The organism is Streptomyces sp. CB03238, assembly GCF_002099185.1.
Classification (GTDB): Bacteria; Actinomycetota; Actinomycetes; order Streptomycetales; family Streptomycetaceae; genus Streptomyces.
Genome location: NZ_NBCN01000003.1, coordinates 392,670 through 409,992 on the forward strand (window position 1 = coordinate 392,670; position 17,323 = coordinate 409,992).

At 72.7% G+C, this 17,323-nt stretch carries 21 protein-coding genes; 9 read left to right on the forward strand and 12 right to left on the reverse strand.

All coding sequences use genetic code 11. From position 1 onward, the window contains the following. Positions 1 to 39: 39 nt before the first annotated feature. Positions 40 to 780 (forward strand): VOC family protein, encoded by a 741-nt coding sequence (locus BKD26_RS06760; RefSeq protein WP_084896814.1) that lies wholly within the window; start codon positions 40 to 42, stop codon positions 778 to 780. 105 nt (positions 781 to 885) lie between these two features. Here the strand turns inward: BKD26_RS06760 and BKD26_RS06765 are convergent, their stop codons facing one another. The 7 genes from BKD26_RS06765 to BKD26_RS06795 form a co-directional block, all read right to left on the reverse strand. Next, positions 886 to 1,656 carry a hypothetical protein gene (locus BKD26_RS06765; protein ID WP_084896816.1) on the reverse strand — a complete coding sequence of 257 codons (771 nt, stop codon included), beginning with the start codon at positions 1,654 to 1,656 and terminating at the stop codon, positions 886 to 888. Further along, a complete protein-coding gene (locus BKD26_RS06770; RefSeq protein ID WP_084896818.1) occupies positions 1,653 to 2,141 on the reverse strand; it encodes a SigE family RNA polymerase sigma factor in 489 nt (162 codons plus the stop codon). The genes BKD26_RS06765 and BKD26_RS06770 overlap by 4 nt, the downstream gene beginning before the upstream one ends. 87 nt (positions 2,142 to 2,228) lie before the next feature. Beyond that, positions 2,229 to 3,800, reverse strand: a complete 1,572-nt coding sequence (locus BKD26_RS06775; protein WP_084896820.1) for an SMI1/KNR4 family protein — start codon at positions 3,798 to 3,800, stop codon at positions 2,229 to 2,231. A 94-nt stretch (positions 3,801 to 3,894) separates the two neighbouring features. Further along, complete coding sequence (locus BKD26_RS06780; RefSeq protein WP_084896822.1) at positions 3,895 to 4,299, reverse strand: hypothetical protein; 405 nt, start codon at positions 4,297 to 4,299, stop codon at positions 3,895 to 3,897. Positions 4,300 to 4,395: 96 nt separating this feature from the next. Beyond that, a complete protein-coding gene (locus tag BKD26_RS06785) occupies positions 4,396 to 4,872 on the reverse strand; it encodes a hypothetical protein (protein ID WP_084896824.1) in 477 nt (158 codons plus the stop codon). A 64-nt stretch (positions 4,873 to 4,936) separates the two neighbouring features. Further along, complete coding sequence (locus tag BKD26_RS06790) at positions 4,937 to 5,308, reverse strand: fic family toxin-antitoxin system, toxin component (RefSeq protein ID WP_084896826.1); 372 nt, start codon at positions 5,306 to 5,308, stop codon at positions 4,937 to 4,939. A 46-nt stretch (positions 5,309 to 5,354) separates the two neighbouring features. Beyond that, complete coding sequence (locus BKD26_RS06795) at positions 5,355 to 5,591, reverse strand: toxin-antitoxin system HicB family antitoxin (protein WP_084896828.1); 237 nt, start codon at positions 5,589 to 5,591, stop codon at positions 5,355 to 5,357. Positions 5,592 to 5,680: 89 nt separating this feature from the next. Here BKD26_RS06795 and BKD26_RS06800 point away from each other — a divergent pair, with 89 nt between their 5' ends. The 6 genes from BKD26_RS06800 (at position 5,681) to mug (ending at position 11,614) form a co-directional block, all read left to right on the forward strand. Continuing rightward, a complete protein-coding gene (locus BKD26_RS06800) occupies positions 5,681 to 6,106 on the forward strand; it encodes a GNAT family N-acetyltransferase (protein WP_084897002.1) in 426 nt (141 codons plus the stop codon). Between the two features lie 151 nt (positions 6,107 to 6,257). Then, positions 6,258 to 7,691: a hemolysin family protein gene (locus tag BKD26_RS06805; protein ID WP_084896830.1), complete on the forward strand. Its 1,434-nt coding sequence runs from the start codon at positions 6,258 to 6,260 to the stop codon at positions 7,689 to 7,691. Then, positions 7,688 to 8,704, forward strand: a complete 1,017-nt coding sequence (locus BKD26_RS06810) for a hemolysin family protein (protein WP_084896832.1) — start codon at positions 7,688 to 7,690, stop codon at positions 8,702 to 8,704. Before BKD26_RS06805 ends, BKD26_RS06810 begins: the two co-directional genes overlap by 4 nt. A 51-nt stretch (positions 8,705 to 8,755) precedes the next feature. Beyond that, a complete protein-coding gene (locus tag BKD26_RS06815) occupies positions 8,756 to 9,547 on the forward strand; it encodes an SGNH/GDSL hydrolase family protein (RefSeq protein ID WP_084896834.1) in 792 nt (263 codons plus the stop codon). Positions 9,548 to 9,606: 59 nt separating this feature from the next. Next, on the forward strand, positions 9,607 to 11,040 hold the full coding sequence (gene purB / locus BKD26_RS06820; RefSeq protein ID WP_084896836.1) for an adenylosuccinate lyase: 1,434 nt from the start codon (positions 9,607 to 9,609) through the stop codon (positions 11,038 to 11,040). Positions 11,041 to 11,059: 19 nt separating this feature from the next. Next, positions 11,060 to 11,614: a G/U mismatch-specific DNA glycosylase gene (gene mug / locus BKD26_RS06825; RefSeq protein ID WP_084896838.1), complete on the forward strand. Its 555-nt coding sequence runs from the start codon at positions 11,060 to 11,062 to the stop codon at positions 11,612 to 11,614. A 21-nt stretch (positions 11,615 to 11,635) separates the two neighbouring features. On the opposite strand, the gene BKD26_RS40840 is transcribed toward mug, so the two are convergent. After that, positions 11,636 to 11,824 carry a hypothetical protein gene (locus BKD26_RS40840; protein ID WP_084896840.1) on the reverse strand — a complete coding sequence of 63 codons (189 nt, stop codon included), beginning with the start codon at positions 11,822 to 11,824 and terminating at the stop codon, positions 11,636 to 11,638. Between the two features lie 38 nt (positions 11,825 to 11,862). Between BKD26_RS40840 and BKD26_RS06835 the strand changes: the two genes are divergently transcribed. After that, positions 11,863 to 13,026, forward strand: coding sequence for a DMT family transporter (locus tag BKD26_RS06835; protein WP_241518560.1), 1,164 nt, complete (start codon positions 11,863 to 11,865; stop codon positions 13,024 to 13,026). A 4-nt stretch (positions 13,027 to 13,030) separates the two neighbouring features. Here BKD26_RS06835 and BKD26_RS06840 read toward each other — a convergent pair whose 3' ends face one another. Both BKD26_RS06840 and BKD26_RS06845 read right to left on the reverse strand, forming a co-directional pair. After that, on the reverse strand, positions 13,031 to 13,468 hold the full coding sequence (locus tag BKD26_RS06840; RefSeq protein WP_084896842.1) for a hypothetical protein: 438 nt from the start codon (positions 13,466 to 13,468) through the stop codon (positions 13,031 to 13,033). Positions 13,469 to 13,623: 155 nt separating this feature from the next. After that, positions 13,624 to 14,094 (reverse strand): hypothetical protein, encoded by a 471-nt coding sequence (locus tag BKD26_RS06845; RefSeq protein ID WP_084896844.1) that lies wholly within the window; start codon positions 14,092 to 14,094, stop codon positions 13,624 to 13,626. 119 nt (positions 14,095 to 14,213) lie between these two features. Between BKD26_RS06845 and BKD26_RS06850 the strand changes: the two genes are divergently transcribed. Then, the gene (locus BKD26_RS06850) at positions 14,214 to 15,371 is read left to right on the forward strand and encodes an ROK family transcriptional regulator (RefSeq protein ID WP_084896846.1); all 1,158 of its coding nucleotides are present in this window, start codon (positions 14,214 to 14,216) and stop codon (positions 15,369 to 15,371) included. A 26-nt stretch (positions 15,372 to 15,397) separates the two neighbouring features. On the opposite strand, the gene BKD26_RS06855 is transcribed toward BKD26_RS06850, so the two are convergent. Together BKD26_RS06855 and BKD26_RS06860 are read right to left on the reverse strand one after the other, a co-directional pair. After that, positions 15,398 to 16,144, reverse strand: a complete 747-nt coding sequence (locus BKD26_RS06855; RefSeq protein WP_084896848.1) for a GntR family transcriptional regulator — start codon at positions 16,142 to 16,144, stop codon at positions 15,398 to 15,400. 247 nt (positions 16,145 to 16,391) lie between these two features. Next, positions 16,392 to 17,303 (reverse strand): RNA polymerase sigma-70 factor, encoded by a 912-nt coding sequence (locus BKD26_RS06860; RefSeq protein WP_084896850.1) that lies wholly within the window; start codon positions 17,301 to 17,303, stop codon positions 16,392 to 16,394. Between the last annotated feature and the right edge of the window lie 20 nt (positions 17,304 to 17,323).

Sequence of the window (17,323 nt, forward strand, 5' to 3'; positions counted from 1 at the left end):
GCGGATGGCGTTGCAGAGGGGGTGCATAGGATCGCCGGCATGACGCTGCGACCTGTTCTGGTGAACATCAAGGCTGTTGATGACTCGGCCGTCGGCCGGTTCTGGGGGGAGGCGCTCGGCTGGGGTGTTTCCAGCGGGGGACCCGGCGAGACCGCCGTTAAACCCGTCGGCTTCGATTGGCTGGACCCGGTCACCGTCTGCGTCGACGTCGTTGCCGTCCCGGAACGCAAGACGACGACGAAGAACCGTGTGCACCTCGATCTCGCCACCACCTCTGCGGCCCATCAGGCGGAGTTGGTCGCGCGCCTGAAGGCTCTCGGTGCGACGCCCGCCCACGTGGGCCAGGGCGACGTGCCGTGGACGGTCCTCGCCGACCCGGAGGGCAACGAGTTCTGCGTGCTGGAGCCTCGGGAGGTCTACCGGGACACCGGGCCGATCGCCCGGGTGGTGGTCGACTGCGCGGATCCGCGGGCCATGGCGCGATTCTGGGGTGAGGCGATGGACTGGACCCTCCACGAGGTGACTGACGATCACGCGGTGTGGCGCTCCGCCAAGGGTGTCGGCCCGTATCTCGAGTTCCTCCGCACGCCCGATGTGAAGACCGTGCCGGACCGCGTCCATCTCGACCTGCTGCGGTACCCCGATGACGATCAAGAGGCGGAGGTGGCCCGGCTGCGGGCCCTCGGCGCCACCGACCTCGACGTCGGCCAGGGCGACGTCCCGTGGAGGTGCCTGGCCGACCCGGAGGGCCACGCGTTCTGCGTGCTCGCCCGGTCCTGACGCGGAGCCTCGCCGGGCCTGTGGCCTGCGGGTCCGTTGGCCCTGGCGGTGCCACGTCGTGCACGTGGCACCGCCTGATGCCGGTCTCGCGCCCGGGGAGCAGGGTCAGTTCTTCGGCAGCAGCTCGGGGCGCAGCATCAGTGCGCGCAGGTGCTCACGGGTGAGTGGCGGCGAGGTGAGCGGGCGCCCCTGGGCGTGCTTGCCGAGGATGCCGGCGCTGTCGCGGACGAAGAGGACGGAGCCGTCGTTCAGCGTCAGGCGTCCGGTCAGTTCCTGGGCCCATCGCGGCTCGCCGCCGCCCGGGGAGGCGGCGGGCTGGTGCCAGATGGTCAGGACCCTCCCGTCGGGCAGCTTCTCGCGTACGCAGTCCTCCCGGTCGTCCTCCGGTCCGGTCTTCTCGCAGAGGTCGCCGGCCATCCCCTTGCCCCCGGTCTTCGCCGCGATGTCCTTGGCGCTCCTGGTGTGGAGTGCCAGGTAGCCGACGCCGCCGTCCTTGCGGATGGCGTACTCGCCGTCCAGCGGGCCCAGGTGCTTCACCTCGGCCTGTTCGGCGCCCGCCCCCTTGAGGAGCACGGCCCACGACACCTGCTCGACCGCCCCGGCGTCCGGGGGGAGCAGCCGGGCCAGTCGCTTGCCCTGGCCGTTGTCGCCCACCAGCTCGGTGGGCGCGGCCACGGACGCCTGGCCCGTCTCCCGGGAGATCAGTCCGGGCAACGAGAACGCTCCCGCGCCGACGACGGCGAGTGCCGCCACCGAGGCGGCCGTCCGGCGTCGCCACCGCACCCTGGCAGCCTTCGCGTACACCGCCTCCGTGCTGATCACCGGCCGGCCGGCGTCCTCCGCGGCCCGTCCCAGAAGGTCCCTGACGTCGCTCATACCCGCTCCTCCGTCATCACGGCGCGCAGCGCCGCCAATCCGCGAGCCGTGTGGCTCTTGACCGTGTTCTCCCGCATCCCGAGCAGGGCGGCCGTCGCCTCGACGCTCAGGTCCTCCCAGTAGCGCAGCACCAGCACGGCCCGCTGTCGGGCCGTGAGCGTGGCGAGCGCGGCCCGCACCATCAGGCCGGTGTCCGTGTCGGGTGAGTCGCCCATGCGGTCGGGAACTTCGCCGTACGCCTGCTCGCGCCGCCAGAAGCGGCGGCGGGCGGCGATGTAGGTGTTGACCAGGGTCTTGCGCGCGTACGCCTCGATACTGTCCAGCCGCCCGTGCCGCCGCCTGCCCAGCACGACTTTCACCAGCGTCGTCTGGACCAGGTCCTCGGCCTCGTGCCGATCGCCGCACAACAGGTAGGCGCTGCGGAACAGCGCCGTACGTCTGTCCTCGACGAAGGCGCGCAGCGCGGCATCGTCATCGGTCCGCATTCCCCGCCTCTCTCCGGGTCCGCGGTTGCGGACCGTCTCACCTCTCCAGTGCGGTGGGACGTCCGTCGGGTTGCGCCACGCGTGGGCTCATCCGCTGCCGGTTGCGAGGGTGCCGGTGGTACGAAGCGCGTCCTCGGTGTTCAGGCCGAGACGGGCCGCCCAGGTCAGGGCCTGGTCGAGCGGGGCGTCTTCGTCGGCCAGGCGGGCGGCGGCGAGGGTGAGCGGTGCCTTGCCCCGGTCCAGCAGGATGGTCCACTGCCGCTCGGTGAGGGCCAGGTAGCGCACGTCGGGCAGGTCGGCGAGGACGGTCAGGTCGCGGACGGCGGCCCGGGACAGGTCCAGGCAGCGGAGGTTCGGGACGGTGCGCAGCGGGGTGATGTCGACCGGGGCGGTGGTGGTGCCGAGGTTCAGGGAGGTGAGGTGGCGGTGGCCTTCGAGCGGGGACAGGTCACCGCCGTCGAGCGTGACGCACAGGGACTCGACGGGCAGCGCGCGCATCGGCGCCAGGCCGGCCGTGGCGGAGTGGTTGAGGTGCAGCTGCCGCAGGTGCGGGGCGGCGGTGAGGGGGGTGAGGTCGACCGGGCCGGTGACGTCGTGGATGTGGATGGCCTGGAGGGCGGGCGGGATCTCGGCGGGGATCTCGCCGACGATCCTCTCGGGCCCGAACCTGCCGGCGGGCTCCAGCAGCCAGATGTAGTCGTCCTCCTTCTCGTAGGCTCCCCGCTCGATCAGGCGCAGGTAGTGGCCGAGCAGCGAGGTCACCGAGTCGGCGACATGGGCGGGGCCGCGGTCGTAGTCGCGGCCGATGCGGATGACCTGGCCGGGACGGCCGTCGCGGGCAGGGGCCAGGTCCACCGCCAGGTAGTTGCCGTCCTCGCCGGTGGCGAAGGGCAACCAGGCCGCGTGGCCGTCGCAGCGCCGGACCGTGTGGGGCGGGTCGGCGTCGAAGACGACCGAGTGCCAGGCCAGTTCCCAGCTGTACCAGGCAGTTTGGCGCTGCTGGGCGTGGACGGCGACGAGGCTCTTCAGCGGCATCCAGGCGTTGTTGCCGAACAGGTAGCGCTGCTCGTGGTCCATGCCGTCGCCGTCGGCGATCAGGTACAGCGCCCGCAGGTCGGCGGGGAGCGGCCGGCCGATGCGGCGTTCGGCCTCGTCGAGTGCGGCGGCGGACGCGGGGGGCGGCAGTTGCTCGGGCCGCCCCAGGATCGCGGCGCGGCGCTCCATGTACGCGCGGAACCGCGCCACCGCCAGGTGTGGATCCCCGGCCGGGGCCGCCGTACCGTCCTGCTGCCAGGAACCGGGCTGGGGCAGCCGGTAGCCGGGGTCCAGGACGGCCTGGAAACCACCGGCCCGTCCGCGCAGGCTGGTCATCGCGTCCGTGGTCGCGACCAGCCGGTACTCTCCGGACGGCCGGCACACGATCTCCACGGTGATGCGCTCCCAGTCCCGGACCTCGCGCACGGCCTCCGCCAGACCGGTCAGTTCCCTGAAGGGGCTGGGCACCGGGTTGCGCCACAGGGGCGCGCCGGGGACGGCGTAACCACCGGCCACCGAGACGCTGCCCCCGCCTGCCGTACTGGCCAGCTCCGCACGCGTCCAGCCCGTCGGCGCGCTCGCGACGATCTCCTCGGCGATCCGTCGCGCGGCCCGCTCAACCATGTCCTGCTCCCGTCCTGTTGGCACTGCCGGTCATCATCGCAGTGGGGTACGACAGGACGGATGGCCCACGGGTCCGCGCGATGCGGCCGGCCGGTCAGCCCAGGCTCGGCACGAAGCCGCCGCGGGCCGTGCCCGAGCCCAGCAGCACGGCCCAGTCGAGCACCTCGGGCAGTTGGTCGAGTGACAGGACTACCGCTCCGCCCGCCTGTTCGGCGTCCGCGCACCAGTCGGTCATCTCTCCCGGCACGGTGGTCCCGTCCGTCCCTCCCGTTCCGTCGATCACGGGGGCGGCGAGGGAGGGGATCATCATCCCGGCTTCTCCGGGTCCGTCCACGACACACAAGGTGAGCCTGGGGACGATGGTCCACCCCTCGCACCGGGGCACTGCCCCGCCGGGCGCGGTGAGGACGGGCAGGAGGTCGTGGACGGGTGCGCCGGCCAGCAGGAGGACGGGCGTGGCACCACGAACGAACAGGGTGTTCTCGGGATTCTGAAGCACCGGACCACTCTGCCAGGCCGGGGCAGCCCGGGTATCAGCGGGGCGTCCACCCGGTAGGAGGTTCCCGGCTTCGACGACCCCACCCGGACCGCTCGGTCACTCCTTGTCCAGCTCGTCGGCGAAGGCGCGCAGCGCGTCGGCCAGTTCCTTCTTGGTGGGCAGCTCGTCGACCTTCTTGTTGAGCTCGTCGATGCGCTTGGTGAGCCCGGCGAGGTCGGGCGGGGTGCCCGGGTCGGTGGGGCCCGGGTACGTGGGTTCGGGGGACTGCGTGGGGTCGGGGTCCCCGCCCGCGGTGCCACCGCTGACGGGGTCGGGGTCCCCACCCGCGGTGCCACCGTCCGCGCTGCCACCGCTGTCGACGCCCACGGTGCCACCGCTGTCGCCGCCCGCCGTGCCACCGCTGTCGCCCTCCGGCGGGATGGTCGGCTGCGGCTGGGAGGTCGCGGGCGGTGGGGACGGTTCGTCGGTGTCTCCGGCCGCGAGGGCGCCGCCGATGCTCAGGACCACTGCCGCTGCCGTACCGGCGACGGCGACGGCGATCCGTCTCGTACGTACGTTCCGTGTGGGTGCCATGGCGCGAAAGGTAGCGGCGCGCCGGGACGGACGGAGGGCTTCCGGTGATCCCGCACAAAGGGAGTCACTGGCTCCAGCGGCGCAGCTCGGCAGCGATGGCCCGGACGTCCGCCTCCCCCGCCTTGACCAGCCGGGCCAGGTCCCTGACCTTCTCGGGCGAGGTGCTCACCTTGAGCCCGGAGGCGACGAGGTAGCCGTACGCGACGGCGGAGGCGTACAGGGCGTTGGAGTGCTCCAGCGCGGGCACGTGCACCAGCAGTTGCAGCAGCGCGGCGGCGCGGGCGTGCGGGTCACCGTAGACGGGGACGCCGAAGATCTCCGCGTCGTGCCGGCTCACGGCGGCGACGAGTGCGCCCCAGTCGGTGACCTGGGGGTCGCCGGGCGTCTTCTGCTCGGCGACCATGAGGAGCCAGGCGAGGTCGATCGAGAGGTTCATACGGGCGCGGTGCCCGCCTTCGGCGCGTACACCAACGGCGCGTACGTCATCGTGTGCCGGGCGTACGGCGGTCCGGGGCGCCGAACTCCTCCACGAAGACCGACTCGTACTGCTTCATGAAATCGGCCGCCGCCTCCACGAAGGTGCGTCCCGCCTCGCCCGCGTCCTGCTGGACGAGTTCCTCGATGTACCGGTTCACGCTGACGCCCCGCTGCTGCGCCCTGCGGCGGGCGGCCTCGGCGGTGGTCTCGTCGACGCGTACGTTCAGCTGGGTCTTCGCCACACCACCACGCTAGCGCGACCGCGCTAGCACCGGCAAGGCCATGGTTATTGCGGGGCGAGTGGGGCAACAGGTGTCCCATGATGGAGGCCATGGATGATCTTCACATACGGGCCGCCTCGCCGGCCGACCTCGACACCGTCCTCGCCTTCTGGAAGGTGGCGGCCGAGGGCACCAGCATCAGCGACGACCGGGACGGCGTCGAGCGGCTGGTCGCCCGCGACCCGGAGGCGCTGATCCTCGCCGAGCGCGGCGGTGAACTCGCGGGAACGGTGATCGCCGGCTTCGACGGCTGGCGCTGTCACCTCTACCGGCTCGCGGTCCACCCGGACCACCGCCGCCGGGGCATCGGCGCGGCGCTGCTCGCGGCCGCCGAGGAGCGGTTCGTACGCCTCGGCGGGCGGCGCGGCGACGCCATGGTGTTGGACCGCAACGAGCTCGCCCACCACACCTGGCGGGCGGCGGGCTATGCGCCGCAGCCGGAGTGGAGCCGCTGGGTCAAGCCCCTAGAAGGGTGATCATTTTTGCTGTTCCTTTACCATGGGCGGAGCATTCACCATCAATCGAAAGGTGTGAGCGTCCGCCCATGGGCGAGCCTCCCAGTAGTCCCCGTAGCCGACATCGCGCATCCCTGCCGTCCGTGGCCGACCATGGGACGGAGGTGAACCGATGACCGAAGTGCTCCTGCTCCTCGTGGCGCTGCTGCTCTCCCTCGCGTGCGGCGCGTTCGTGGCGGCCGAGTTCTCCCTGACGACGGTCGAGCGCGGGGAGCTGGAGCGGGCCGTCGAACGGGGCGAGCGCGGGGCGGCGGGCGCCCTCGCGGCCGTACGCTCCCTCACCTTCCAGCTCTCCGGCGCCCAGCTCGGCATCACCGTCACCAACCTCATCGTCGGCATGCTGTCCGAGCCGTCCATCGCCAAGCTCATCCGCGGGCCGATCCAGGACATCGGCCTGTCGGCGTCCGTGGCGTCCTCGGTGGCGCTCGTCATCGGTACGGCCCTGTCGACGGTGGTGCTGATGGTCGTCGGCGAACTCGTCCCCAAGAACTGGGCCATCTCCTCCCCCCTGGGGGTGGCCAAGGTGGTCGCCACCCCGCAGCGGATCTTCACCGCCGCGTTCCGGCCGCTGATCAGCCACCTCAACAACACGGCCAACCACATCGTGCGCCGGCTCGGCATGGAGCCGGCCGAGGAGCTGGCCTCCGCGCGCAGCCCGCAGGAGCTGGTCGCCCTGGCCCGCCACTCCGCGCGGGAGGGCGCCCTGGAGCCCGACACCGCCGAGCTGTTCGTCCGCACCCTGAACCTGGCCGAACTCACCGCGGAGAACGTCATGACCCCGCGCGTCCAGGTCACCGCGCTGGAGGCGCAGGCCACCGCCGAGGACGTCGCCAACGCGACCCGCGCGACCGGGCTGTCCCGCTTCCCCGTCTACCGGGGCAGCCTGGACTCGGTCGTCGGCATCGCGCACATCAAGGACGTCCTGACGGTCCCGGCCTCGCAGCGGCGCCTCAAGCCGGTCTCGGAGATCCTCCGCGAGCCGCTGCTCGTACCGGAGTCACTGACCGTGGACCGGTTGCTGGACCGGCTGTCGGGCAAGACGACGATGGCCGTCGTCATAGACGAGTACGGCGGTACGGCCGGGGTCGTGACGCTGGAGGACATCGTCGAGGAGGTCGTCGGCGAGGTGCGCGACGAGCACGACCCGCACGAGACGCCGGACCTCGCGCCGGCGGGCGAGGACGCCGGCGGGCGGTCCCTGTGGTCCGCGGACGGCGCGGCCCGTACCGACCAGTTGGAGACCATCGGCCTGCGGGTGCCGGACGGCCCGTACGAGACCCTCGCCGGGCTCGTCGCGACCGAGCTGGGCCGCATCCCGGCCGTCGGCGACAGTGTCGTCCTGGGCGGCTGGCTGCTCGACGTGGTCGACGCCTCCGGGCGGCGCGCCGCCCGCGTCCTGCTGCACGCCCCGCCGGGCGGACCGGAGGCCGGCGGGCCGAGGGCCGGCGGGCCGGGGTCGGACCGACCGAGGGCCGACGAACCGGGGACCGGTGAGTCCGGCACGCGTGGATCGCGGGCCCATGAGGGTGGGGAGGCGGGACGATGACCGCGATCCAGTTGCTGATCGGTTTCCTGACGCTCGTCGTCAACGCCTTCTTCGTCGGCGCGGAGTTCGCCATGATCTCCGTACGCCGCAGTCAGATCGAGCCGGAGGCGGAGGCCGGGAACCGGCGGGCGCGCAGCGTCATCTGGGGCCTGGAGCACGTCTCGGCGCTGCTCGCGGCGGCGCAGCTGGGCATCACGCTGTCCACCCTGGTGCTCGGTGTCGTCGCCGAGCCGGCCATCGCCCACCTGCTGGAGCCGGTGTTCGACGCGGTCGGCGTGCCGCACGGGCTGGTGCACCCGATCTCGTTCGTGATCGCGCTGTCGCTGGCCACGTACCTGCACATGCTGCTCGGCGAGATGGTGCCGAAGAACATCGCCCTGGCCGAGCCGACCCGTACCGCGCTGCTGCTGGGCCCGCCCCTGGTGGCGCTGTCGCGGGCGCTGAAGCCGGTGATCTTCACGATCAACGCGTTCGCCAACGCCCTGCTGAAGCTGCTGCGGGTCCAGACGCGGGACGAGGTGTCCGCGACGTTCTCGGACGACGAACTGGCGCGGATGGTGAAGGACGCCGGTGACGCGGGCCTGCTGGACGACCGAGCGGCCGAGCGGCTGCACGACGCCCTGGAGCTGGGGCGCCGTCCGGTGCGTGACGTGGTGATGCCGGTGGAGCGGGTGGTGTACGCCAGGGCCGGCACGACGCCCGAGGAGCTGGAGGCACTGGCCGCCGAGTCGGGCTTCTCCCGCTTCCCGGTGATCGACTCGGCCCGCCGGATCCTCGGCTACCTGCACGTGAAGGACGCGCTGGACGCGATGCCGCGCGACCTGCCGTTCCCGGTGTCGGCGATGCGGCCGATCGCCCGGGTGCGGGCGGCCACGCCGCTGGACGACGTCCTGACGGCGATGCGCCGCAGCCGTACGCACCTGGCGGCGGTGGTGGACGAGGACGGCAGGCCGGCGGGCCTGGTCACCATGGAGGACGTGCTGCGGGAGCTGGTGGGGCGGCCGGCGGTGTAGGAGGCACGCGCGGCCGGCGGTCAGGCTACCGCGCGGTACGATCACTCCGCCATGGAGATGAATGCCACCTACAACAGTTTTGTCGCGGTGGGCGACAGCTTCACCGAGGGCATGTCGGACCTGTTGCCCGACGGCTCCTACCGGGGCTGGGCCGATCTGCTGACGGCCCGCCTCGCGGCCCGTACGCCCGGGTTCCGGTACGCCAACCTCGCCGTGCGCGGCAAGCTGATCGGCCAGATCGTGGACGAGCAGGTGGACGTCGCCGCGGCCATGAAGGCGGACGTCGTCACGCTGGTCGGCGGGCTGAACGACACCCTGCGCCCGAAGTGCGACATGGGCCGGGTGCGCGGGCTGCTGGAGGAGGCGGTGGAGCGACTCGCCCCGTCGTGCGGGCGGCTGGTGCTGATGCGCAGCCCCGGCCGCAACGGCCCCGTCATGGAGCGGTTCCGGCCGCGCATGGAGGAGCTCTTCGCGTACGTGGACGAACTGGCCGTCCGGCACGGTGCGCTGGTGGTCGACCTGTACGGCGCCGAGGTGCTGGGCGACCCGCGGCTGTGGGACCTGGACCGGCTGCACCTGACCACGGAGGGGCACCGGCGGGTGACCGAGGCCGTGTGGCAGGCGCTGGGCCTGGAGCCGGAGGAGGACTGGCGGGCGCCGCTTCCGCCTGCCGTGCCGGCCGCCTGGCTCGCCCGCCGGGTGAGCGACGTACGGTTCGCGCGGCAGCACCTGGGGCCGTGGATAGGGCGGCGGCTCACCGGCCGGTCCTCCGGCGACGGGCGGCCGGCCAAGCGGCCGGAGCTGTTGCCGTATCCGCTCGACGCGGAGTCGTCGTACTCGTAGCAAGCCACAATCCGGACCGCGGCGCCGACCTGCAGAAACCGCCAGTAGAATCTGGTCACGTGACTGCCAAGCCCCGCATCCCCAATGTCCTGGCCGGCCGCTACGCCTCCGCGGAGCTCGCCGTCCTCTGGTCCCCCGAGCAGAAGGTGAAGCTGGAGCGCCGGCTGTGGCTCGCCGTGCTGCGCGCCCAGAAGGACCTCGGGATCGAGGTGCCGGACGCCGCGCTCACCGACTACGAGCGGGTGCTCGACCAGGTCGACCTGGCGTCGATCGCCGAGCGCGAGAAGGTCACGCGCCATGATGTGAAGGCGCGGATCGAGGAGTTCAACGCCCTCGCCGGGCACGAGCACGTCCACAAGGGCATGACCTCGCGCGACCTCACCGAGAACGTCGAGCAACTCCAGATCCGGCTCTCGCTGGAGCTGATGCGCGACCGTACGGTGGCGGTCCTGGCCCGGCTGGGCAAGCTGGCGGGCGAGTACGGCGAGCTGGTCATGGCGGGGCGCTCGCACAATGTCGCCGCGCAGGCCACGACGCTCGGCAAGCGCTTCGCGACCGCGGCCGACGAGCTGCTGGTGGCGTACGCGCGGCTGGAGGAGCTGCTGGGCCGTTACCCGCTGCGCGGCATCAAGGGCCCGGTCGGCACGGCGCAGGACATGCTCGACCTGCTGGGCGGTGACGCCGCGAAGCTGGCCGAGCTGGAGCAGCGGATCGCCGGCCACCTGGGCTTCGCCCACGCCTTCACCTCGGTCGGCCAGGTCTACCCGCGCTCGCTGGACTACGAGGTCGTCACCGCCCTGGTGCAGCTGGCCGCCGCCCCTTCGTCGCTGGCCAAGACGGTCCGGCTGATGGCCGGGCACGAGCTGGTCACCGAGGGCTTCAAGCCGGGCCAGGTCGGCTCGTCCGCCATGCCGCACAAGATGAACACCCGCTCCTGCGAGCGCGTCAACGGCCTGATGGTCATCCTGCGCGGGTACGCCTCGATGACCGGCGAGCTGGCGGGCGACCAGTGGAACGAGGGCGACGTGTCGTGCTCGGTGGTGCGCCGGGTGGCGCTGCCCGACGCGTTCTTCGCGCTCGACGGGCTGCTGGAGACGTTCCTGACCGTGCTCGACGAGTTCGGCGCGTTCCCGGCGGTCGTCGCCCGCGAACTGGACCGCTACCTGCCGTTCCTGGCGACCACGAAGGTGCTGATGGCGTCGGTGCGTGCCGGGGTGGGCCGCGAGGTCGCGCACGAGGCCATCAAGGAGAACGCGGTGGCGTCGGCGCTGGCCATGCGGGAGCAGGGTGCCGAGCGCAACGAGCTCCTCGACAAGCTCGCCGCCGACGAGCGCATCCCGCTGGACCGGGAGCAGTTGGACGCGGCGATGGCGGACAAGCTGTCGTTCACGGGCGCGGCCGCCGACCAGGTCGGCGCGGTGATCGCCCGGATCGAGGAGATCGCCAAGCAGCACCCGGAAGCCGCCGGTTACGTCCCCGGTGCGATCCTCTGACGCGGGGCACACGTCCCGTATGACACCCCAGGAACTGGAGGCCGCTCGCGACCGCATCGTCCCCGATGTGATCGCGGGCGGCCTGTCCGTGCTGTTCTGCGGCATCAACCCGGGCCTGATGTCGGCCGCGACGGGCCACCATTTCGCCCGCCCCGGCAACCGCTTCTGGCCCGTGCTGCACCGCTCCGGCTTCACCCCACGGCAGTTGAAGCCGTCCGAGCAGGACGAGCTCCTCGACTACGGGCTCGGCATCACCAACGTCGTCGCGCGGGCGAGCGCGCGGGCCGACGAGCTGAGCGACGAGGAGTTCCGCGAGGGCGGACGGCTGCTGGCCCTCAAGGTGGAGCGGCTGCGGCCGCGCTGGCTGGCGGTGGCGGGTGTCACCGCGTACCGCACGGCCTTCCACGACCCCAAGGCGCGGATAGGGCCGCAGGACCGCATGATCGGCGACACCCGGATCTGGGCGCTGCCCAACCCCAGCGGCCTGAACGCCCACTGGACGCTGCAGACGATGGCGGAGGAGTTCGCCCGGCTGCGGGAGGCCGCGACGGGGGACAGCACCGGGACGTGGTGAGGTCCGGTCCTCGTGGCCGGGCTACGCGGGGTCGTCGTCGACGCCGGCGGCGCACCCGGTGGAGTACTCGGCGGCGCACGTTTCCGTGCCGAGGGTCGCGCGGAGCCCGGCCGTGATCCGGCCGACGTCGCCGCGCTCGGCCTGTGGGAGCGGGGCGCCGGCGGATTCCCGGGCACGGGCAGCCGCGCCCAGGAGGCGGGCGGGCCGCACTTTCCCCCACGAGGGCGTACGTCCCGGCGAGGCCTTTCGTGGGCGAGGGCGAGGGCCCGGGGGTCACCGCTGTCACGGGCGGCGGCGAGGCCTTGGCGGTGCAGGGCGAGGGCCTCGGGCGCTTCGCCGCGTTGTTCGGCGACGAATCCCACTTCGGCGAGCAGGAGAGCCGGGCCCGGGCCGAATGCGACCTCACGGTGCCACGCGAGCGCCTTGTGCAGGTACTTCTCGGCGAGGTCGATTCCCCGCAGCAGCGCGTGCGTGGCACGGGTGTCGAGTGCGGCGGCGACGCCCCAGTGGTCGCCGGTCGGGGGGAAGCCGGTCAGGGCGCGGTTCACCAGCCTCTCGCTGCGGGCCAGGTCCTCCCCCGCGTCGAGCAGGGCGTGGCCGAGGAACCATACGCCACGGGCGCTGCCGTCCGGCTCCGTTCCCCCTCCGCCGTCGGCTCGCCTTCCGCCCCGGTCGGACGGGCGGCCGCGGCCACCGGCCGGCTCGGGCGCCTGCCCCGCACGCCCAGGGCGGCGGCCCGAGTCGCCGTCTCCGGCATACTGCCGGCCCTGTTCCAGGCCGCCTGCTTCGCGGCGGTGGAGACCACTTCGGTCGGCCTGGCGACGCTGACCACGATGGTCGCCGTCCCCGTCCTGGTCACGGCCGGCTCGTCGGTCCTCGACCGGCGCCCGCCCACACCTCGCGCGCTCGGAGCGGTCGTGGTCGCCGTCGCCGGGCTGATGCTGTTGCTCGGCTCCCCGGCCGGCGGGGGCGGCAACCGGGCGGCCGGGACGCTCCTGGCGCTCCTGGCCGCGGCGGGGTTCGCCGTGCTCACCTTGTACGGCCGCGCGCCGGTTCCGGGCCTGGAGCCGGCCGCCGCCACCGGTCTGGGCTTCCTGACCGGGGGCCTTCTCCTGTTGCCCGCCGGCCTGTTGTCCGGGATGGGGCTGCCGCTCCGCGCGGACACCGTCGGCACCTTGATGTTCCTCGGACTGGTCCCCACGGCGGTCGCCTACACCGTCTACTTCGCCGGCCTGCATCGCGCCGGCCCTCCTGCCGGAGTCGTCGCCGTACTCCTGGAACCGCTCACCGCCACGCTGCTCGCCGTACCTCTCCGCCATGAGCAGCTGGACGGCACCCAAGTCCTCGGCGCCCTGCTCGTCCTGGTCTCGATCGGCATCCAGCACTCACCGACCGGGTCCGGACGGCACTGAACGGTCAGGGCGGGTCGGTCTCCGTGACCACGGCGAGCAGCTGGAACGGCAGCTCCTTGTCCCAGTGCGAGACCCCCAGGGCTATCCAGAGGCCGTCCGCGCGCCAGAGGTGGACGTCCGGCACGGAGCTGCTCAGGATGTCCCAGGGGTCCGGTATCTCCTCACCGGCCATACCCCGGTCGAACACCGACCACAGGCTGAACGTCTGCGGCTCGCCCCAGCGCGCAGCGAGCAACACCGCGAGCCCGTCGCGCTCCGCCTCGTACTGTTCTTCCACGATCGCGCGCCGCGTTCCGTCGTCGTCCCAGAACTCCTCGCTCGTGCTGAGCTCCGCGATGTGGTACCCCGGGCCGCTGTCACCCACGTCCGATCTGCCGCGCTGCCCGGGGAAGGGGCGGGAGCGCAGCTGATCGATGGTCGCCAGGTGCCGTGCGGTGGTCATGACTCCAGTAAAGCCCCCACCACTGACAATTGGCGTTCCGTCAGGCCCTCCTCAGGCGTCCCAGCGGTGGCCCGCGAAGCTGGGCGCCCGGGACCGCACGCGGGCGGTGATCGCCGCGTACGAGTCGGGGTTCGTCGCGCCGGAGCGAGCCGCTCCTAGTCGCCCGAGAAACCGAAGATGCCCACGTGGGTGGGCTCATCCCCCGTGTGAAGGAGCACGTACAGCCCGGTCCACCGCATGCGGCACTCGCCGGGGAGGCTCCGTACGTACTCCTGGTGGGGCATCCGCACCGCGGCGGCCACCGACTCCTCGTACTGGCGGACCGTCGGCCGATCCGTGCCGAAGTGGTGGAGGACGCGGTCGGCGGCCAAGGGGCGCAGCGTGCCGTAGTCCCTCGGGTTGTGCGGATCCGGGGCGTCGGCCGTGTGGACCACGCGGTCGATGTCGAGTATCGAATGCGTGCCCTCGTGGCCCATGAACTCGTGGTCGGCGCGCAGCTGCTTCAGGGTCCGGTATGCGGTGCCGGGGCCGTAACTCTCCTTGAACACCCGTGTCTGCAGCGCGTGCAGCGATTCCTCGACGCCGCCCTCGTACGCCGTCACGTAGTCCCACGCGCTGGCACCCATCGTCCCGCCCTCCTTGTCACCGCTTTCACGACCGGTGCCACCGTAGGCGAGGGGTCTGACAACGCGGCCGGGTCATTGAGTACCATCCGGCAGACACGCGCGAGCTGGGAGGACAAACTGTGGGGCGGCTGACCGGCGGGGATCCGTCGCTGCTGCGGCGGATCAATTCCGCAGTGGTACTCCATGCGCTGCGGGGCGCCGACGCGCGTACGCTCACCGACCTGACCCGGATCACGGGGCTGTCCCGGCCGACCGTCGAAGGTGTGGTCGAGGGGCTCATCGGCAACGGCCTGGTGGTCGAGGTGGCGCCGGAGGAGGGCGAGGCGCGGCGCCAGGGGCGGCCTGCGCGGCGGTTCCGGTTCCGGGCCGAGGCGGGGCATCTGCTGGGCGTGGAGATCGGCCCGCACCGGGTGGCCGCGCTGATGTCGGGGCTGGACGGGCGGATCATCGGCGCCGGGTCCCGGGAGGTGTCGGAGACGGCGTCGGCGGACGAGCGGCTGGAGCGGGTGCGGGCGGTGGTCGCCGACGTGCTGCGGCGCACCGGCGTGGCACGCGGCAGCCTCCGGGCGGTCGGTGTCGGGACGCCCGGGATCGTGGAGGCGGACGGGACGGTCCGGCTCGGTACGGCGTTGCCCGGCTGGACGGGGCTGGCGCTGGGCGAGCGGCTGCGGCGGTCGTTCCGGTGTCCGGTGCTGGTCGAGAACGACGCGAACGCGGCGGCCGTGGCCGAGCAGTGGAAGGGTGCCGCGACCGACTCGGACGACATCGTCTTCGTACTGGCCGGGCTGAGTCCCGGGGCCGGGGCGCTGATCGGCGGGCGGTTGCACCGGGGGTTCGGCGGGGCGGCCGGGGAGATCGGCGCGCTGCACCTGCTGGGGCAGGGGGCGACGCCGGAGACGCTGCTGTCGACCACGGACGAGCCGCTGCACCCACTGGACGAGCAGGCGGTGGCGGAGGTCTTCGCGCTGGCGCGGGAGGGCGACGCGCGGGCCCGGGCGGCGGTGGACCGGTTCATCCAGCGGCTGGTGCACGACGTGGCGGCGCTGGTGCTGGCGCTCGATCCGGAGCTGGTGGTGGTCGGCGGCTGGGCGGCCGGCCTGGACGGCGTACTGCAGCCGCTACGGGACGAGCTGGCGCGGTTCTGTCTGCGGCCGCCCCGGGTGGCGCTGTCGCTGCTGGGCGAGGCGGCGGTGGCGACGGGGGCGCTGCGGCTGGCGCTCGACCATGTGGAGGAGCAGCTGTTCGCGGTCGAGGGGACGGTGACGGCCCGCCGCTGAGCGACGGGCCGTGCGCTACGGGTTCTTCAGGACGCGATACCGAAGTCTCCCGCGTCGCCGAAGGTGAGCCGGCAGGTGTCGGCGCGGTAGGTGGCGACGGAGACGGCGGCGGTGCGGCCGTCCGACAGGTACCGGGTGGTGACGACGAGGACGGGGGCGCCGGGCAGCCGGTCGAGCTCCTTGGCGTCGTCCGCGCGGGCGGAGCCGAGCTCGACGGCGCGGTCCTGGCCCTCCAGGGTGAGCCGCTGCAGTTCGCGCAGGACGCAGCGGGCGCGGGCCGCGCCGGACGGGGCGTCGATGGCGGTGAGGTCGGGGACGGAGCCGGTGGGCACGTACAGCTGCTCGGCGGCGACGGCCTGACCGTGCGTCACACGGAGGCGGCGCACCGTGTGCACCGGCTCGTCGGCGCCCGGGTCGAGGTCGAGGAGGCGGGCCACGGCGATGGGCGGGGCGGCGAGGGTGCAGTCCACGGGCTGCCAGGCCTCCTCACCGGCGCCGGGCCACTGATGCTGGGCGGTGGAGACGTCCACTCCCATGCGGGGCGGTGCGACGGTGGTGCCGACGCCGCGACGGCGCTGCAGCCGGCCTTCCAGCTCCAGCTGTTCGAGCGCCTGACGGAGCGTGGCGCGGGCGACGCCGAAACGAGCGGCCAGCTCACGCTCGTTGGGCAGGATCTCCCCCACCGAGAAATCCGTGTCCAGTGCTTCGCCGATCACGGTCTTCAGGTGCCAGTACTTGGGCTCCGGCACCGATTCCAGCTGCGTGGTCCCCACCCTGATCCTCCGCAATCGCCGGTCTCCCGGCGGCTTTCCGTGCCTTGTTTATTAAAGGTTCCTGCACTAACCCTGCGACCATAAGGCGGCACACACCCTTGGTCAAGACCAATCGTCGGCCGGTCACGCAGTGGGGTCGAGCCCTGTCGCAGAGCGTTCACAGGCTGTTCGCGTACCCATGGAGGGGACGGCGAAAGGCCCCGCGTCCTTGAGGACACGGGGCCTGGGGTGTGCCTATAGGTGCCGGTTATGGCGCCAACGCGGTGAGCTTGTCCGGATTTCTTACGATATAGATGGACTGGATTCGGCCCTCCCTGACGTCCACCTGAATCACCGAGTCGGGCTTGCCGTCGACGAGTACGAGCAGTGCCGGCCCGCCGTTGACTTCGACAGTCCCGAACTCGGCGGACGCGGCCGGATCCTGGGCGACCGCGCACAGGAAGCGGCCGATCTTGTCGGCGGTCTCCATGACCCGCAGCGGCGCCTTGGCCTTGCCACCGCTGTCGCCGATGAGCCGCGCGTCGGGGGCGAGGAGGGCGAGCAGCCCCTCCAGGTCGCCCCCCGCCGCCGCGGCCATGAAGCGCTCGGTGAGCTCGCGGCGTTCGGCGGGGTCGACGTCGTACCGGGGCCTGCCCTCGTCGACATGACGGCGGGCGCGGCCCGAGAGCTGCCGCACGGCCGCCTCCGACCGGTCGAGGGTGGCGGCGATCTCCGCGTACGGGAAGCCGAAGGCCTCGCGCAGCACGAACACCGCCCGCTCCAGCGGCGAGAGCGATTCGAGGACGACCAGGACGGCGAGCGACACGGAGTCGGCGAGCACGGCGCGCTCGGCCGTGTCGGGGACGGTCGGCCCGAAGTCGGTGACGACCGGTTCGGGCAGCCAGGGACCGACGTACGCCTCGCGGCGCGCCTGCACCTGGCGGAGCCGGTCGATGGCGAGGCGGGTGGTGACGCGTACGAGATAGGCCCGCGGCTCGCGGATGTCCGCGCGCTCGGCGGCGGACCAGCGCAGCCACGCCTCCTGCACCACGTCCTCGGCGTCGGCGACGCGGCCGAGCATCCGGTAGGCCACTCCGGTCAGGACGGGCCGGTGTTCCTCGAAGACGCCGGTGACGTCGGCGGCGTCCGTCCCGGCTGCTGGTTCTGTGTCGGTTGCCACCGTCCCATCATGCGGTACGG

Coding starts and splice junctions, on each gene's coding strand:
- BKD26_RS06760 (WP_084896814.1), top strand. CDS start 40: ATGACGCTGCGACCTGTTCTGGTGAACATCAAGGCTGTTGATGACTCG.
- BKD26_RS06765 (WP_084896816.1), bottom strand. CDS start 1,656: ATGAGCGACGTCAGGGACCTTCTGGGACGGGCCGCGGAGGACGCCGGC.
- BKD26_RS06770 (WP_084896818.1), bottom strand. CDS start 2,141: ATGCGGACCGATGACGATGCCGCGCTGCGCGCCTTCGTCGAGGACAGA.
- BKD26_RS06775 (WP_084896820.1), bottom strand. CDS start 3,800: ATGGTTGAGCGGGCCGCGCGACGGATCGCCGAGGAGATCGTCGCGAGC.
- BKD26_RS06785 (WP_084896824.1), bottom strand. CDS start 4,872: ATGGCACCCACACGGAACGTACGTACGAGACGGATCGCCGTCGCCGTC.
- BKD26_RS06790 (WP_084896826.1), bottom strand. CDS start 5,308: ATGAACCTCTCGATCGACCTCGCCTGGCTCCTCATGGTCGCCGAGCAG.
- BKD26_RS06800 (WP_084897002.1), top strand. CDS start 5,681: ATGGATGATCTTCACATACGGGCCGCCTCGCCGGCCGACCTCGACACC.
- BKD26_RS06805 (WP_084896830.1), top strand. CDS start 6,258: ATGACCGAAGTGCTCCTGCTCCTCGTGGCGCTGCTGCTCTCCCTCGCG.
- BKD26_RS06810 (WP_084896832.1), top strand. CDS start 7,688: ATGACCGCGATCCAGTTGCTGATCGGTTTCCTGACGCTCGTCGTCAAC.
- BKD26_RS06815 (WP_084896834.1), top strand. CDS start 8,756: ATGGAGATGAATGCCACCTACAACAGTTTTGTCGCGGTGGGCGACAGC.
- mug (WP_084896838.1), top strand. CDS start 11,060: ATGACACCCCAGGAACTGGAGGCCGCTCGCGACCGCATCGTCCCCGAT.
- BKD26_RS06840 (WP_084896842.1), bottom strand. CDS start 13,468: ATGACCACCGCACGGCACCTGGCGACCATCGATCAGCTGCGCTCCCGC.
- BKD26_RS06845 (WP_084896844.1), bottom strand. CDS start 14,094: ATGGGTGCCAGCGCGTGGGACTACGTGACGGCGTACGAGGGCGGCGTC.